We start from the raw sequence: 16,105 nt of genomic DNA, 5'->3' as shown, positions 1-16,105 counted from the left end.
CCGCATGGTACGCTCTTGCAGAACGACCAATTGGAACGGTTCGGCCGTTGCAACAGCGTCCTTACCGGTTTTTGGAACGTACCGGCCTGCGGGTCTAGGACTATAGGAAACACCATGCTGCGAACGCGGCGCTATCACTGAACCTGACATTCGTTTATTGCGCAGCATCGGTCAATGTGGGCTCGCTACCGACCTTCGCCGCGCCACGCATGAACGGCGGCTCGGTATAATCCGCAAGGGCATCGAGCGTTCCGATATTTGGTGTCTCCACGCTCGATGCCCTTGCTAACGTTCGGCTAGGACGTTGACCAACACCACACGGTAGATATTTGAAGAAGGTGATGGGCGAAGGGACGGCAAAGCCGCCCTAGAGGGCGGCGATGCGATCGGGGCGGAAGCCGGACCAGTGGTCGGCACCTGAAATCACCACGGGGGCCTGCCGATAGCCCAGGCTTTCAACGAAGCGCAGCGCGTCGTCGTCTTCGGTCAGGTCAACAACCGTATAGGCGACGCCTTTTGCGTTGAGGCTGCGGGTGGTGGCGGTGCATTGCACGCAGGCGGGCTTGGAATAGACGGTGATGCTCATGGCTGTTCTCCTTTGCTTCTGTGAACCTGTTTTGGGTCGAAGCATCAGGGTGGTGGTCAACAGCTAATTTGCCTCGCGAGGAATGGCCATAGGCCAGGGGAAATTAGCTGTTGAAGGGGTGAATCATGCCAAGGGCATGATGCGCACCGCCCACCAGCCGCTTCGGCCCAGGGTCACAGTTGGGAAGCAAAGGAGAACAGCCATGTGACGCCGGATCCAGCTGCGACGGCAATGCACCGCCACCGCCCGGCAAAGCGCGCGGCCGTTCGCTGTTGACCTGACCGAAGACGACGACACGTCACAGAAAGCAGCGGTCGGCGGGTGGTGATTTCTGGTGCTGACCGGCTGGTTGACGAGCCGCTTGGGATGGCAGTTAGTTGGCCTATGGCACCCGTGACGCTAGTTTTCTTCCGTCGGGATGATGCTGCATTCGCCCCGCGTCCAAACGCCGCCGGCCTCGCTGCAAGCCTGGCTATCCTGCGGCGGTGCCTACCAGGCAGCGATCCATTCTGCCAGGTATGGCCCGACGAAGTAGGCGCTCGACACGATACCGACCCCTACGAAGAACGCCGCGACGCCCCACCATGGTTGGCACGAGGGAACAGCAGAATGCTCCCGGCACAAACTGCAAGACCGACGATGAGCAAGAGAATGGTTAAGAAAATGGCCAACGTGATGCCCCCAAAGAAAAAAGCCCCGCCGAAGCGGGGCTAAAGTGCCTTTTCGCGAAAAAAGGTTAGGGAACGGTATCACTTTGTCAGGGTGAGGACCACCGTATTGATGCGCACGCCGACACTGGCGAAGCTCTCGGCCGGCAGGTCTCGCCAGAGACCGCGCCGCCAGCCGCGCGTGGCATGACTCTCGGCCCATGCCCGAAAGCGTTGGTGCTTTGCGGTGCTGCCGACCTCGGCAGAGGCGGGCAGGATCGCGCGCAGCTCGCCGCCCGGCTTCAGGAAGTCGAAGGCATGCCTCAGATGATTCATGAAATGTGTCCCGGCGAACGGCGGGTTCATGACGACATAATCATAGACCGGCCGGGCGGGCAGCTTCAGGAAGTTCGCGCATTTCACGCTCAGGGCGGGGTGGGCGATGCCGCGCAGAGCCTCGGTCCGGTCGGGATGGACCTCGATCGCGTCGACGTTCGCGCCCTGCGCCAGCAGGGGGCGGACGAGCGCGCCGACGCCGGCGCTTGGTTCCAGGATCCGCGCGCCCGGTTCGATCCGCAGCCCGTCAAGCAGGTAGTCGACGACTTCGGCCGGGGTCGGATAGAAGGCCAGATCCTTTGCAAGCGCGGTGCCCGGCCAGAAATCGGCGGGCTGCGCCTCGGCGCCGGCGGCGTCGGGCAGCACCTCGCCGTAATAATCGGCCAGCACGCGGTTCACCTTCCGCAACAGGGTTTCATCCTTGATCCAGAGATGCAGGTTTCCATTCTTGAAGGTGCGGGCGAGGAAATATTCGCTTTCGACTTCGCTCTGCCGTGCGCCGTAGCGGCCGCGTCGGCTAACCTCGATGGCGTGCTCAAGCGCGCCATAGGTCCGGTTGCCGGCAAGCTGCGAAAACACCCGCTCAACGTCGGCCAAGGTGCGGCGCATCTGTTCGCCATGTCCAGAATAGGACCAGTACCCCCCTTCGCTGAACACCCATTCGAAGATCATGCGCTTGTTGATCTTGAAGGCGTCGTGGCTCTTGAAGGCGGGCGACAGTGACGCGAAGGCGCGCGCCACGCCGCGCTGAAAGATCAGGTTGGCCTCGCCGGTCAGGCGGGCGAGGGTGGCCCGGATCGTCTCGAATGTCGGTTCCGGCATGTCGTTTGCGGCCATCTGCTTGTCGAGCTGGTCGCGTTCGGTGCGGTCCATGATTTCCTTGAGGCGGGTTTCCTCGACGATGCGGCGCCAGATTGCGGCATCCAGGGTGCGCTTGTAGGTGGCGAAGGTCTTTTCGGTGTCGAAATCGGGATAGAGGGATTTTTCGACGGTCTGGTTGTCGTCGTAGTGCAGGTAAGAGGCGTGACCGGCGGTCGCGCCCTTGGCGGTCTCGGCCGCGCCGCGCGCGAGCGCGTAGCCCTTCGCAATAGCGGCAATAGCCTCTTCCATCTCGGACAGCGCGCGTTCGCGCATCATGCAAATGGCCTCGATGTTGAGGGGCGCGACAAGCGCCCCTGCATTGAAGGACAGCGGGGCGTTCATTTCTGATCCTCCCCGTTGGTGGCATCCAGCAGCAGTTCGCGCAGCTCGGCCAGCGGATGATTTTCGAAATCGTCATCGCGGAAATCCTCGGGGCCATCATATCCGGGGATCTCGTCATGGATGCGCTCGGCCAGTCGGTCGGCCAGCCCCGCGACAGTCCCGCCGGTACTGCGCCAGTCGCAATCGACATAGTGGACGGGTGCGCCGGTCGCGACCTCAAGCGCCAGCAGGGCGCGGCCAGCCTCGCCGTCCTGGGCATCATGGACAAGCTGCCAGCCTTGGCCGGAGTCGCCATAGATCGACCAGAAGGCGCGTTCCGCAGGGGGGCAAACCTCGATGGCCTCATCATAGTGGTTGCCGCGCTCGATCCGCACGGGCGAAACACAGAAGCGCCGGAAGCTGGCGGGGCTATCCCCCGCCGAAAGTCCGTTGAAGGAAATGGGGCTCATGCGATGGCCTCCTTGCTGGCTTGGAAATCCTCCAGCATGACGCCGAGGTCATGCGGGGTTGGCAGATCGCCATAGAAAATTGCGGTTCCGATATAATCGGGGCTTGAAAACGTGCGGCTCCGCATCGGCGTGTCATGGTCGGCATATGCGCGACAGCGGGTTGTCGCTGCGGTATCGGGGCGGCGAAGGAAATAGACGTGCCACTTCGCCAGCCCTTCGGGGTTGGTTTCTGCGTCCCGCTTGAGCATGGTCGCCGCGAGACGTTCCACCTCGAACGAACGGGCGCTATCGCGGATGGAAGGGTGGCAATCGGGCGCGCCCCATGCACCGCCTTCCTGAATGGCGAATTTGTTGCCGGGAAAGCGTTCGGCCAGCAGGCGGGCATAGATCTGGGCCGCGCGTGCGCTGACCACAGTGATTACGAAAGCGCCGGGCTGATGATCGGATTGAAGGACGGAATAGGGGATCATCACATATCCCCGCCGTTGATGCGCTCGCAAAGCGCGTCGATCTCATCCAGCGATAGCGGGTCAATGTCGCCGCCATTGGTCATGATCTCGTTGATCGGCGCCGGCACCCGGTTGGAACCTTGAAGCAACCGCAGGCCAGCGAGGATGGCCGAGATCTCGGCCAGGTCAAAGCTGGCGGTGATGGGCTTGTCGAAAGCGGCCATGTTCATGCCCCCACGCGGTCGAGTTCGCGGACGGCCCAGGTATCGGCATATTGAATAACCGGGGTCAGGCCGAAGGCATTGGGGCCGACAATCGGGCCGATCCAGCCGCTGAGCTTCGGCAGTCCCTGCAATTCCTTGCTGGCGAGGGGATCATCGACATAGCCGGTGATTTCGGCGTCATTGGCCGCGATCCAGCTTTCCAGATCATCGCAGGCATCGCGGCAGATGCCGAAATCGTCGGTCATGGCGTAAAATTCAAAGAGAACCATTCTAATCTCCTTTTTTCGCGACGTTCCCGCCTTGGTCTTTTGCCTCGGTCGGGGTGCCCATAATGGGCGAAGGTTTCAGGCGAGAAGCGCGCAGCGCGCCCTCTCCTGAAGCCTTGCCAGGTGGCGAACCGGGCCGGTGAATTTCCAAGGGCGGCGAAGCCGGGACCGGAGCCACGCGCAGCTGCACGGAACCGAAGCCGCCAGGCGCAGGTGGAGGAAGCGAGCATGGCGAGGACCCACCCCTTGGAAAGAGGGCCGGAACAGGCCCTTTATCCAGGAAGCGGCGCGCGTCAGCGTGACGTGGCCCACGCATAGCCGGGGCGTTCGGCCTCTGGCCGAATCCCCCGGCCGACAGCAGCCCGCGCATCAGCGCGGGCTTCCGACCTGGGCTCGTGAAACGGTCCAGGGGCGGCTTGCGCCGCCCCTTTGCCTGCCCTTATTCCTGCTCGTCTTTTTCCCGACGCGGGAAGGCCACCATGTCGACATTCGGGAACATGTTGTGACGAACGCTGATGGAGGTGATTTCCCCGGCCTCGTTGGTGTTCACGAAGACCACGCCGCAGCGATCCCAGAAGGTCGTGCCGTCTTTTTCGCCGGCTTTGACTTTGAGGGTGAAGTTTTGAGAAGCCATCTTGAAGTTCCTTTCCATGGGTTTTTCGATGAAAACGACAGAGTGGGTAGGGAAAGGGGCTGTCAGCGGCTAATTTCTTTCGCGAGGAATGGCCGCAGGCCAGGGGAAATTAGTCGTTGAAGGCACATGCCGCATGGCAGCATGTGCCGGTCTGCCCCGACTGCCTGCTAGGTTTCATCAGATAGAAAAACCACATGAACGGAACGCATGGCTTCGGGACCGTCATCCCTGTCAATCGTACGAAAAAGACGGCAGGAACTGGCGGTTGTGCAGGCGCATCGCTCGATCCAACGAGGCCGGGGAAATCACCAGGCGCAGGCAACAGTCGCATCTTCCCGAATGACGGCATGGCCCGGCGGCGGGATGACGATCTGGAGGGCAGGCAGGGCAGCGACTGCAGACTCTGGCGCCGCTTCGTGCCCCCGCCCGCGCCAGTGACCGTCACCCGAATGGGCCGAGACGGGCAGGGCAGGGCGACCAGGACCGGCGCGCGAGGATCTGGCTCGGGACGAGACAGACCGCAGAAGCCGCAGCCGGTCGCATCGCCCTGAACGGCTCGGGGCGCAGGCCGGCTTGCCGGACAAGCCTAGGGCACGGTCCCCGGACAGAGGACGGGGAGGCGCATCGGAATTTCACCGGATTTTTGTATGAATTTTACAGCATCAGCATTCTTTGCTTGACCTGCGCCTTCATGGCGGGCGGATGTTCTAATGTGACGACTTGTGATGGATCTGGCTGACGATGGCAGAAATAAATGTTGCCCACGAGCGATTGAAAACAGAGCTGCGCCTTCGTGGCACGAACATGACGGACCTGGCCCGCGATCTTGGCGTGACTCCTGCATCAGTGACAACCGTCAGCCAAGGTGTCCGCCGTTCTGCAAGAATTGAAGCTGCCCTCGCGGCGGCAGTTGGACGGACAGTTGCTGAGGTGTTTCCTGACCGTTACCCACCAGACGACACAGAATAGGTTCCCGAAAGCACCCCACACCACCCGTATTTTACCTTGCGTAACGCAGCGCGATCCACGATTGCAGACACATATCCACAAAACGGGACAGAAATTATGGATCGTGAAATAGCTTACGGAGCAATTGGTGCTCGTCTTGAGACGAAATTGAATGAAACCGGACTTAGCCGGGATGAGCAAGCGGAAAGCCTTGGCATCAGCCGGTCGGCGCTTGCGAGCTATATCAGCCTTGAGCGGATCCCGAGCGCGTCGACCGTGGCCAGGGCCGTGGACAGGTTTGACATTGATCCGCGCTGGCTGCTGACCGGCGATGATCGGGATCGTATCACACGGGATCAATGGGTCGCGGTTCTTTCGGCTTTCGTGGAGCTGAAGGCGATCATGGATCGGTTATTCAAGGATGGGATCGGCTGGCACCAAGCTTCGCATGATGATCGGATGAAGGTGTATAGGGCAGGCGAGACCCTGTACGAGATCGGGGGCATATCGGCGTTGAACGCCTGCGCAAATGCGCTTTACGAAGGCAATCCCGGCGCGCAGCTTGGCGCCGGCGACATGCTCAACCACCTGTTCAACGGGATCGGCCCCTGGCGCGCGTAGGCGCGGCTGACCGATCCCGTTGGAGAGGCAGGGGCAGCGTTACCGGATATGGTGACGAAGGAAAGCGGCGGCCTGCTGGCCGCCGCTAAGTTCATGAGCCGATGAAGAAAAGGCGGGCGAGGGCGGCACCGCCGCCCATGACGGCAGCGACGGCCAGGTTAACAGCCGGGCGCGATCTTTGACGATGGGCTGGCGATCGGCGCGCGGAGCGCGGGTCGGCCCGAAGGGCCGGCCCGGATTTTGGGGTGGTTGGCCTCGACGACCAGCCCGAAATCCGGGCAAACGGTGACAGCCAGAACTTGAGAGGATGCAGTAATGAGCGGCGGATGGGTCAAGACAGTGGTGATGATGACAGGGCTGGCCCTGGCTGTCACCGGCTGTCGGGCACCAGTGGGCGTTGACCCTGCCGAAATTCAGGTAGTCGATGGGGACACGATCCGATGGCAGGGTCAGCGCATCCGGCTGCAAGGACTGGATACTCCCGAACTGTTCAGCCCGCAATGCCCGGCTGAACTGGCGGCGGCGCGGGCGGCAAGAGATGCGCTGCGCGGGCGCCTCGCTGCCGCGCAGCGGGCAGAATTGAGGATCGCGCCGGAACTGGACCGATATGGGCGCGGTCTGGCAAGGCTCGCCCTCGATGGCGAGGACGTGGCAAGGGCAATGATCCGTGTGGGACATGCGCGACCATATGACGGCGGCGCCCGGCCCGGATGGTGTGGCTAATCGCGAATGCGGCCGCGCGGGTCGATTTGCCAGCCGGCGGCGGTACGCAGGATGCTGGCAGTGTCGCCATGCTGTGCGATGAACACGCGGTCAGCCTCGGCCTTTCGACCCTGGTGAAGATCGCCCGCGCGGTGGCCGCTCGGGCGGCGGCACCACACCCCCGGCGGCTTACAGCAGGTCGGGCACCCAACGGCCAGAACCGGGTGGCGATGAGTGGTAAAGTCGGGCATCGTGGAAATCTCCCTGTTCGGACAGGCAGGGGCGGCGCAAGCCGCCCTTGCCATTTTCGTCAGATGCAGCCGGGACGCCATGCGTCGATCCGTGCCTTTTTCTCGACGTCGATGTGCCACGCCTTCTGATAGTCGGGATCGGTGAACAGCTTTTCGAGGGCGTCGGCCTTTGCGGACTTCTTCATCGCCTTCCACGATTTGAAGCCGTTCCCGGTCGGATTGCAGCCGGTCAGGTCCAGCATGAGGCTGTCGAGATAGTCGGCATTCACGCGCTTGAAAAAGCCCTCGGCGGTTGGGGTCCAGACTTGGCGCAGGTCGGCGCCAGTGCTGGCCTCGATGTGGTCAAACAGGGCGCTTGGGCGGTGCGGATAGGGCAGGGTGCGGGCCAGCCCTTCGGTCAGCGCGGCATTGCGGGCCTTCTTGCCTTCGGCCTGAAATTCGGTGAACGCGACCAGACGTTCCTCGTCGTCAAGGCAGCGGTGATCCCCACTTTCGTCCGACAGGCGCGGCTCCGGGGTCAGGCCATTGGCCTTCTCAGGGGTGATATTGGCGCGATCCGGGCGAATATCGAAGACATTTTCATGTGCGCCTCCGCGCCCGGACAGGCCGAAGGCCAGCAGATCAAGAACGAGTTCCGGCTTTGCCAGCAGCGCCGCCTGAACGGCGTGAAGGCGGGCGCGGCGCATGTCCTCGACCAGTGCCGCATTATAGGGCGATTTCGGCGTGTCGTCGGCTCTGCCAGCATGGCCGCTGGACGCGGCGAAGCCGGTCAGGATTTCGGCCTCGACGGCAGCGGCGTGGTCCTCGGGGCGGACATAGCCGCGCGAGGCGTCCACCATGCCGCTGCTATTCACATAGACGTAAGCGCCTGCGTGCTGACGCTGTTCGTCGGTATAGTCGCCCTCGGCCAGTTCCTGCAAAGCTTCAAGTTCGGCTCCGCCTTCTTCATCAAGCGCATCGGCCTGATAGAGTTCGGCCAGTTCATCATACCGCTCGGCCTGTTCCTCGGTCAGTTCGACCTCGACCTTGTAGAGCCGCGTCAGCCTTTCGGTGGTGCTGTAGCTGACATAGCTTTCGGGAATGACCTCGACCCATTTCCAGCCTTCGGCCTCGATGGCGGCGGCGGCATCGTCCAGTTTCTCGGAAAACAGGCGGTCCAGCAAGTCGGGGTTTCGCAGATAGGTGCCGTTTTCCTCGAACAGATCACGGGTGACTTCGCCGCCTGCGGCGGTATAGGCATCCAGCCCGACAAAGGCAGCACGGCGGTCGGTCAGCTTGACAGCCTCCGGCTGTAACCTTGCCTTGACGCGGTGCTCGGAAGCATGAGGGTTGCCCTCAACCTCGGCCAGCACCTCAAGCGCAAGGTCAGGATCATTTGCGACGGTGAACGCTTTGGCGATATTCAGGGTGATCTTTCCCGCTTTCAGAGCGTCCAGAACCGGCGCAGGCAGGTCCGATAGGGCGAGACGGCGATAGATTGCGGCCTCGCTCGTGGCGAAGGTTTTGGCGATGGTGGGCACATCTGCGCCAGCATCCCGCATCTTGGCGAAGGCGCGGATTTCATCGGCGGGGTTCAGCGCCTCGCGGACGGCATTTTCGACATTCGCCCATGCACGGGCGGTCGCGTCGTCGGGCGCAATCCTGACGGGAATTTCGGCCAGTTCCGGGCGGCGGTCCAGCAGATCGGGCTGCTTTTCGAATGCGCGGATCAGGGCGCGAAGGCGGCGGCCCCCGGCGACGATAGCAATGCGTCCATCGGCATCGGCAAGCCCGGCAAGGTTCTGGATCAGGCCGCAGGCAATGATGCTGTCAGCCAGCAGGTCAATGCGCTCGGCATCCGCGTCCTGACGCGGGTTCATATCCGACAGATAGAGCCGATCAAGCGGGAAATACTGGACCGGGGCGGCGACGACGTTCTTTTCGGTTTTCATGGTGATTATCCTTTTTTCGCGACGTTGATTTGTGCTATTGGTGCTCTGCCCCCTTTTGGGGGACAGAGCGGGCAATCAGATTGCCCCGTGCTGGATCAGGAAGCGGCGTCCAATGCCAAAGGTGTCGCCCTTCCTGACAAGCGCCCATGCTTCCGCGATACGCGCTTGCAGCCATTCATCCATTCGTCTCACCTCCTTTCAGGTTCGGGATGGTGGGGGGGACGTTGACCGCCCCTCCCCGTTGGGCCTGCTCGACAGGCCAGCCTCGGCCCGCACGGAGCGGAGCGGGCCGATCCGGGGGTCAGTATTCTGACGGCAAGAGGATGGTGACGAGGCGGCGGGTCTGCGCGAGATCGCAGGGCGCTTCGGAACCGCCGTCAAAGTCGTTGTTGTACAGGTCGATCTTCCACCAGACCTTCGTGCCGTTGACGATCACGGCCCCGAAATCACGCGCGCCCCAAGGGTCATTGGCCTCGCTGAAAACCGTGTCTTTGGCGACAGAGACATAGGCGGCGGTTTCAAAATCGCGTCCCATGGCACGAACGCCCGGCGTGCTGACGATCCGGCCAAGCATGTCGCGGGGCAGGCCAGCGATCATCCCCTTGCGGAAAGCGTCGTTCTGCCGGGCAATAAGGTCGGTTTCGAGCGTCGGAAAGTCACGGGGCTTTCCAATGGCGGCGCATTTCGGGCATTGCCACGGCTGTTCGATGGCATCGAAGGTATGCCAGCACGCCCGGCAAGCGTAGGTCAGATTATCGGTATCGAGCATCATGCTCTCCTTTTTTCGCGACATTCCCGCCTTGGTCTTTTGCCTCGGTCGGGGTGCCCATAATGGGCGAAGGTTTCAGGCGAGAAGCGCGCAGCGCGCCCTCTCCTGAAGCCTTGCCAGGTGGCGAACCGGGCCGGTGAATTTCCAAGGGCGGCGCAGCCGGGACCGGAGCCACGCGCAGCTGCACGGAACCGAAGCCGCCAGGCGCAGGTGGAGGAAGCGAGCATGGCGAGGACCCGCCCCTTGGAAAGAGGGCCGGAACAGGCCCTCAGTCCAGGACGCGGCGCGCGTCAGCGCGACGTGGCCCAGACAAAGCCGGGGCGTTCGGCCCTGGCCGAATCCCCCGGCCGACAGCAGCCCGCGCATCGGCGCGGGCTACCAGATCCTGATCGGCAGTAGTTGCAGGGCGATGCGATCGCCATTGGCACCCGCGCCAGTGACCGTGACCCGGATGGGCCGAGACGGGCAGGGCAGGGCGACCAGGACCGGCGCGCGAGGATCTGGCTCGGGACGAGACAGACCGCAGAAGCCGCAGCCGGTCGCATCGCCCTGACTGGCTCGGATCGAGGGCGCGCAGCGGCCGAGATTAGGGCACGGTCCCCGGACAAGGGACGGGGAGCCGCCGGGTGCATGGAAGCCATCAAACGGGCCGATATACGCTCTCTTAATTCAGCGGCGGAGGCTTCCGTGAAGGTAACGGCCAGAATGCGCTCCGGGCGCACGATGCCCCGCTTTATCCAATCTGTAACCCATTAAGCAGGACACAAGACATGGTGTGATTGCGGCGGTCGCTCTCCGGGGGCGAACGAGGTCCGGTATGTTGGCCTCATGGATATAAGCCGTGAGGAGAACGACCTATGGAATACTATGTGGGTTTGGATGTGTCGCTGAAAGAGATTTCGATCTGCGTTGTAGACATGGATGGCAAGACTGTAGCGCGTGGCGTCTGTCCCGCTGATCCCGAGGGCGTCGCGGGCTGGTTTCGCAACCGCGAACTTACGCCCCGACGGATCGTGCATGAAAGCGGAATGCTATCGATCTGGTTGCAGCGCGGCCTCGCAGGTCTCGGCCTGCCTGCGACCTGCATTGATGCCCGGAAGGCACACAAGAGCTTGTCGGCGCGGCTCAACAAGTCGGATGCCGCCGACGCCGAAGGTCTGGCACAGCTTGCGCGCACCGGTTGGTTCACACCGGTTCACATCCGCAGCGAGGAGGCGGACCGGCTTCGCAGCTTGGTAGGCGCGCGGGAACGGTTGATCCGGTTGCGCAAGGACCTCGAAGGTCACATTCGTGGCGTCCTCAAAACCTTCGGCATCCGTATGATCGGCATTGGCCAGGGACGGCAGAGGCAAGCGTTCCGCGATCAGCTGGCGGCAGCGGGCGAGACCGACCAGGTTTTGCGGGTCATAGCTGATGCCTTCATCGCTACCCATGCCAAGTTGTGCCAAGTGGCGGACGACTTGGACAAGGCGGTGAGGAAAACGGCCAAGGTCCATCCAGTCGCGCGCCGCCTGATGACAATCCCCGGTGTTGGTCCGGTCAACGCGCTCAGCTTCATAGCACTGGTTGATGATCCGGGTCGGTTCAACCGGACGTCGGATGTGGGCGCTTTTCTTGGGTTAACGCCAAAGCGACATCAGTCCGGCGAAATGGATTGGTCGGGGCGCGGGACCTTCCGGACCTTCGCTGCGCGCGCTCGATTTCTGCGGCGCCTGCGAGGGCACCCGTAGGAAGGGCGGTAAGCGGAAATGCAGCGGCGCAGCATGGCGACCGCCGCGGAATCGGAAAAGCAGTCGTTCGTGACTTAAGCAGAAACGAGCTTTTCGCTCTACATGAGCTGCAGAAAGCCTGTACCAAGCTACGGCGCCACCTTAGAGGCAAACTGAAGCGGAAATAGCAACTGCAGACAGACAGAGTTGATTGCAATGCAATCGCCACCTATTCTATTTCTGGCGAGAAACGGAGCAGGCAGATGGCGAGCATTACGATTCGAAATCTCGATGATGGCATCAAGCGCCGCCTTCGCGTGCGCGCGGCCGAGCACGGGCGGTCGATGGAAGAAGAAGCCCGTGAAATACTGCGCGAGGTGGTTGGTGAGCTGCGTCCGCCGGTGAACCTCGCCCGAAACTTGCGCGCGCGGGTAGCCAGGACCGGCGGTGTCGATCTGGACATTCCCGCGCGCGACGCGATGCGCGAAGCGCCTGCCTTCGGCCAATGATCATCCTCGATACCAATGTCGTGTCAGAGCTTCTGCGTCCGGCACCGGAAAAGCGCGTCGTAGACTGGCTCGGGGGCCTTGACGGCAGCGGTGTCTACCTGACCTCGATCACCGAGGCCGAGCTACGCCTGGGCGTCGCCATCCTGCCCGCTGGCAAGCGCCGTGATGGGTTTGCCGAGATGATCGACCAGATCATTCGCGAGGATTTTGCCGACCGCATCCTGCCTTTCGACAGCCCGGCCGCGATAACCTTTGCCACCATTGGGGCAAGCCGGCGCGCCAGCGGGCGACCGATCGCCCATGCCGATTGCCAGATCGCGGCGATCGCACAGACGGTTGGGGCGAAGGTCGCGACCCGCAATACGCCCGATTTTGCCGATTGCGGCATCAAACTGATCGACCCGTGGAATACCTGAATGAACGCCGTTGAAATCGAACAGGCCGTCACGGACCTTGCCGAACAGCCCTTTGACGCGGATGAATTCCCTTTTGCCTTCCTTGAAGCCTTTGGCAACAAGCCGACGACACTGAAGAAGCTGCGCAGCGGCGCGTCGAACAAGTCCGATCTCGGCGGGGTGCTGCAAACCAACAACATCCACGTCAAGACCTGCGCGCCCGGCACGGTCGCCGAGACCCTGACCGTCCTGCGCGCCAGCCCTGCCACCGCGCGCGGCAAGGCGAAATACATCCTCGCCACCGATGGCCAGACGCTGGAGGCCGAGGATCTGACCAGCGGCGACACCATCGCCTGCGCCTACAAAGAATTCCCGAACCATTTCGGTTTTTTCCTGACGCTTGCCGGCATTTCGACCGTACGGGCGATCAAGGAAAACGCCTTTGATATCCGCGCCACCAGCCGCCTGAACCGGCTTTATGTCGAGCTGCTGAAAGACAATCCCGACTGGGGCACGGCGGAACGGCGGCCGGATATGAACCACTTCATGGCGCGGCTGATCTTCTGCTTCTTTGCCGAGGATACCGATATCTTCAACGGCACCGGCCTGTTCACCGCGACCATCGACCAGATGAGCGACCGGACCAACACGCATGAGGTGATCGGCGAAATCTTCCGCGCCATGAACGTCAAGCCCACGGACCGCGCGGGCGCAAGCCTGCCGCGTTGGGCCGATGTCTTTCCCTATGTGAATGGCGGGCTATTTTCCGGTAGCGTTGAGGTGCCGGGCTTTTCGCGGATCGCGCGGTCATACCTGCTGCATATCGGTAATCTGGACTGGACGCAGATCAACCCCGACATCTTCGGGTCGATGATCCAGGCCGTCGCGGATGATGAGGAACGCGGCGCGCTTGGCATGCACTATACCAGCGTCCCGAATATCCTGAAGGTGCTGAACCCGCTGTTTCTGGACGATCTGAATGCGGCGCTGGATGCGGCGGGCGACAATGCCCGGAAACTCCTGAACCTGCGGGGCCGCATCGCCCGCATCCGCGTCTTCGATCCGGCCTGCGGGTCGGGCAATTTTCTGGTCATCGCCTATAAGCAGTTGCGAGCGATCGAGGCCGAGATCAACCGGCGGCGCGGAGAATCCGACCGCAAGACCGAAATCCCGCTGACCAATTTTCGCGGCATCGAAATCCGGGATTTTTCCGCCGAGATCGCCCGTCTGGCGCTGATCATCGCCGAATATCAATGCGACGTGACCTATCGCGGCCAGAAAGAGGCGCTGGCGGCTTTTCTGCCCTTGGACGCGCAGAACTGGATCACCTGCGGCAATGCGCTGCGTCTGGACTGGCTGTCAGTCTGTCCGCCTACGGGGACGGGGGTAAAATTGCAGTCAGATGACCTGTTCCAGACCCCGCTGGATCAGGCGCAGATCGATTTCGAGAATGAGGGCGGCGAGACCTATATCTGCGGCAATCCGCCCTATCTGGGGTCAACGTGGCAAAGCAAGGAACAGAAGGACGACCTGAAGCGCATTTTTGACGGTCGCACGAAAAGCTGGAAGTCGCTGGATTATGTGGCGGGCTGGTTCATGAAAGCGGCGGATTACGGGCTGCACACGCCGACTGTTTCGGCTTTTGTGTCCACCAACTCGATCTGTCAAGGCAGCCAAGTACCAATCCTGTGGCCGCTGATTTTCGCGACAGGGCATGAGATCGTCTTTGCCCATACCAGTTTCAGGTGGGCCAATCTTGCCAGCTACAATGCTGGCGTTACAGTCGCCATCGTTGCTATTTCGAATCATGCCGGAGTGGAACGAAAACTGTTCGCGCTGAATGATTCCGGTGAGACTGTTGTGCAAGATGCAGCGAACATAAACGCGTACCTCGTCGCTGCCCCCGACATTATCATTGCACCTAAATCGAAAGCCAACGACGGTCGTGCTCTCATGGAGTGGGGCAACAAACCCACAGATGGCGGAAACTTCTTCATGAACGCTGACGAGCGGCAGGCGCTTCTGGCACATTCGCCACAGGCAGCTAAGTTCGTCAAACGGTTCCTTGGAGCGCAAGAATTCATTCGCGGGCAAGAACGGTATTGCCTTTGGATCGAGGATGTTGAACGCGGAGAAGCTGAAGCAATTCCGGAGATCTCAAGGCGGGTGGCCGCCGTCGCTGAGATGAGAGCCAGCAGCAAAGCCGCCGAAACTCGCCCCGCAGCAGAATTTCCCCATCGCTTCAGGCAAATTCAATCGGTTGCCGAAGAAAGCACACTGGTCGTCGCTCGGGTCAGCTCAGAAGGCAGAGAGTTTTTACCCATCGGGCTTGAAGGCAAAGATACCATCATTGGTGACCGCAATTTCGCCCTCTACGACGCCCCGCTCTGGAACATGGCGCTGATCGCCTCGCGTCTGCATTGGGTCTGGATCGGCACGGTCTGCGTGCGGCTGGAAATGAGGTTCAGCTATTCCAACACCCTCGGCTGGAACACCTTCCCCGTCCCGAAACTGACCGAAAAGAACCGCGCCGACCTGACCGCCGCCGCTGAAAACATCCTGCTGGCGCGCGAGGCGCATTTCCCCGCCACCATCGCCGATCTCTATGACCCCGAAAACATGCCCGACAACCTCCGCGCCGCGCATGACCACAATGACGAGGTGCTGGAACGCATCTATATCGGCCGCCGCTTCAAGAACGACACCGAGCGGCTGGAAAAGCTGTTCGAGATGTACACGAAGATGACGACGAAGGTGGGCGCCAATGGGTGATTTTAATAGCATGACGGTTTCTGCCGCCTGTCGGCTGTTGGAGATTCCGCATACCGTTGCAACACTTGATAGCCTGCTCGTCGAATGGGGGCTCTACGATGTCGTTGGTTCGGGATCAAAGCCTGCGAAGCTCGCTTCGCTGGCTAGAATTGCAGTCAATCAAGATCCGAAGGTTCCGACTGCATTCGGCCGAATGGAAGTTAGCAGAGCCATTATTGATGCCGTTCTGACGTCCTTACCGGCGAGACGAAGGGCTGGGGAAGATTGGATTAAGTTGACCGCGGGATTGCGGTTGGACGGCTTTGAAATCGACGGGCTACCCGATGAAGTCGAAGACGATCCGTTCGGATTTCCAACGGATAAACCAGATCCGTTGAGCCTCCGCCGAATGCTGCCTGATGACGCGCCGCAGCTGGACTTTCGTGAAGCCGAAAGCGAGCTATCTGGCTTGTTAAATAAGCACGGGTTCACCGTCGCCAATGGTCACCTCGTACAGGCGATCTCCGCGTTTTCTCGGGGTGACTGGGCCGCCTCCAACGGTTCAGTGAGAAACCTCTATCAGGATGTCCCCCGTCAGCGCCTACGGCACAGATTTGAGGTTGTGATTTGAGGAGGATTTGGGCTTCGTCGTAGTGACGAAGGAACGAAGATGAAGCCCAAATCCTCCAATACAAAATCGCCGACCAAGCCCCCTGCAGATCGAG

The 16,105-nt window shown here is 61.5% G+C and carries 19 protein-coding genes; 8 read left to right on the top strand and 11 right to left on the bottom strand.

Features of this window, described 5'->3' with window-relative positions; all coding sequences use genetic code 11:
• Positions 1-367 precede the first annotated feature (367 nt).
• The 7 genes from nrdH to FQV27_RS18415 form a co-directional block, all read right to left on the bottom strand.
• Entirely contained in the window at positions 368-586 is a 219-nt protein-coding gene (gene nrdH / locus FQV27_RS18445; protein WP_147101490.1) for a glutaredoxin-like protein NrdH, read from the bottom strand.
• A gap of 749 nt (positions 587-1,335) precedes the next feature.
• Positions 1,336-2,772 carry a DUF4942 domain-containing protein gene (locus tag FQV27_RS18440; protein WP_147101488.1) on the bottom strand — a complete coding sequence of 479 codons (1,437 nt, stop codon included), beginning with the start codon at positions 2,770-2,772 and terminating at the stop codon, positions 1,336-1,338.
• On the bottom strand, positions 2,769-3,221 hold the full coding sequence (locus FQV27_RS18435) for a hypothetical protein (RefSeq protein WP_147101485.1): 453 nt from the start codon (positions 3,219-3,221) through the stop codon (positions 2,769-2,771). Before FQV27_RS18435 ends, FQV27_RS18440 begins: the two co-directional genes overlap by 4 nt.
• Entirely contained in the window at positions 3,218-3,691 is a 474-nt protein-coding gene (locus FQV27_RS18430; protein WP_147101481.1) for a hypothetical protein, read from the bottom strand. Before FQV27_RS18430 ends, FQV27_RS18435 begins: the two co-directional genes overlap by 4 nt.
• Complete coding sequence (locus tag FQV27_RS18425; RefSeq protein ID WP_147101478.1) at positions 3,691-3,894, bottom strand: hypothetical protein; 204 nt, start codon at positions 3,892-3,894, stop codon at positions 3,691-3,693. Before FQV27_RS18425 ends, FQV27_RS18430 begins: the two co-directional genes overlap by 1 nt.
• Positions 3,895-3,896: 2 nt before the next feature.
• Entirely contained in the window at positions 3,897-4,163 is a 267-nt protein-coding gene (locus tag FQV27_RS18420) for a hypothetical protein (protein WP_147101475.1), read from the bottom strand.
• A gap of 436 nt (positions 4,164-4,599) precedes the next feature.
• On the bottom strand, positions 4,600-4,794 hold the full coding sequence (locus FQV27_RS18415) for a hypothetical protein (protein ID WP_143025697.1): 195 nt from the start codon (positions 4,792-4,794) through the stop codon (positions 4,600-4,602).
• A gap of 741 nt (positions 4,795-5,535) precedes the next feature.
• On the opposite strand from FQV27_RS18415, the gene FQV27_RS18410 reads away from it, so the two are divergent.
• The 3 genes from FQV27_RS18410 to FQV27_RS18400 all read left to right on the top strand — a co-directional run bounded on the left by FQV27_RS18410 (position 5,536) and on the right by FQV27_RS18400 (position 7,086).
• A complete protein-coding gene (locus FQV27_RS18410; RefSeq protein ID WP_147101471.1) occupies positions 5,536-5,763 on the top strand; it encodes a helix-turn-helix domain-containing protein in 228 nt (75 codons plus the stop codon).
• A gap of 147 nt (positions 5,764-5,910) precedes the next feature.
• Complete coding sequence (locus FQV27_RS18405) at positions 5,911-6,363, top strand: helix-turn-helix domain-containing protein (RefSeq protein WP_186827389.1); 453 nt, start codon at positions 5,911-5,913, stop codon at positions 6,361-6,363.
• A gap of 315 nt (positions 6,364-6,678) precedes the next feature.
• Positions 6,679-7,086: a thermonuclease family protein gene (locus FQV27_RS18400; protein ID WP_147101463.1), complete on the top strand. Its 408-nt coding sequence runs from the start codon at positions 6,679-6,681 to the stop codon at positions 7,084-7,086.
• Here the strand turns inward: FQV27_RS18400 and FQV27_RS19365 are convergent.
• The 4 genes from FQV27_RS19365 to FQV27_RS19360 form a co-directional block, all read right to left on the bottom strand.
• Positions 7,083-7,316 carry a zinc finger domain-containing protein gene (locus FQV27_RS19365; RefSeq protein WP_147101460.1) on the bottom strand — a complete coding sequence of 78 codons (234 nt, stop codon included), beginning with the start codon at positions 7,314-7,316 and terminating at the stop codon, positions 7,083-7,085. The genes FQV27_RS18400 and FQV27_RS19365 overlap by 4 nt on opposite strands.
• 59 nt (positions 7,317-7,375) lie before the next feature.
• Positions 7,376-9,247, bottom strand: coding sequence for a ParB/RepB/Spo0J family partition protein (locus FQV27_RS18390; protein ID WP_147101457.1), 1,872 nt, complete (start codon positions 9,245-9,247; stop codon positions 7,376-7,378).
• A gap of 301 nt (positions 9,248-9,548) precedes the next feature.
• Complete coding sequence (locus FQV27_RS18385; protein ID WP_186827388.1) at positions 9,549-10,016, bottom strand: DUF3768 domain-containing protein; 468 nt, start codon at positions 10,014-10,016, stop codon at positions 9,549-9,551.
• 290 nt (positions 10,017-10,306) lie between these two features.
• Positions 10,307-10,753: a UvrD-helicase domain-containing protein gene (locus FQV27_RS19360; RefSeq protein ID WP_147101494.1), complete on the bottom strand. Its 447-nt coding sequence runs from the start codon at positions 10,751-10,753 to the stop codon at positions 10,307-10,309.
• A gap of 120 nt (positions 10,754-10,873) precedes the next feature.
• Here FQV27_RS19360 and FQV27_RS18375 point away from each other — a divergent pair, with 120 nt between their 5' ends.
• From FQV27_RS18375 to FQV27_RS18980, 5 genes are all read left to right on the top strand, one after another.
• Positions 10,874-11,746 (top strand): IS110 family RNA-guided transposase, encoded by an 873-nt coding sequence (locus FQV27_RS18375; protein WP_246133178.1) that lies wholly within the window; start codon positions 10,874-10,876, stop codon positions 11,744-11,746.
• A 242-nt stretch (positions 11,747-11,988) separates the two neighbouring features.
• A complete protein-coding gene (locus tag FQV27_RS18370) occupies positions 11,989-12,234 on the top strand; it encodes a FitA-like ribbon-helix-helix domain-containing protein (protein WP_147101452.1) in 246 nt (81 codons plus the stop codon).
• Positions 12,231-12,650: a type II toxin-antitoxin system VapC family toxin gene (locus FQV27_RS18365; RefSeq protein WP_147101449.1), complete on the top strand. Its 420-nt coding sequence runs from the start codon at positions 12,231-12,233 to the stop codon at positions 12,648-12,650. Before FQV27_RS18370 ends, FQV27_RS18365 begins: the two co-directional genes overlap by 4 nt.
• Complete coding sequence (locus tag FQV27_RS18360; RefSeq protein ID WP_147101446.1) at positions 12,651-15,401, top strand: class I SAM-dependent DNA methyltransferase; 2,751 nt, start codon at positions 12,651-12,653, stop codon at positions 15,399-15,401.
• Complete coding sequence (locus FQV27_RS18980) at positions 15,394-16,011, top strand: hypothetical protein (protein WP_186827386.1); 618 nt, start codon at positions 15,394-15,396, stop codon at positions 16,009-16,011. Before FQV27_RS18360 ends, FQV27_RS18980 begins: the two co-directional genes overlap by 8 nt.
• The last annotated feature ends 94 nt before the right edge of the window (positions 16,012-16,105 follow it).

Source organism: Paracoccus aurantiacus, assembly GCF_007993065.1.
GTDB lineage: Bacteria > Pseudomonadota > Alphaproteobacteria > Rhodobacterales > Rhodobacteraceae > Paracoccus > Paracoccus aurantiacus.
Note: the sequence above shows the minus strand (reverse complement) of the source record. Positions and strands in the feature narration are given on the sequence as shown.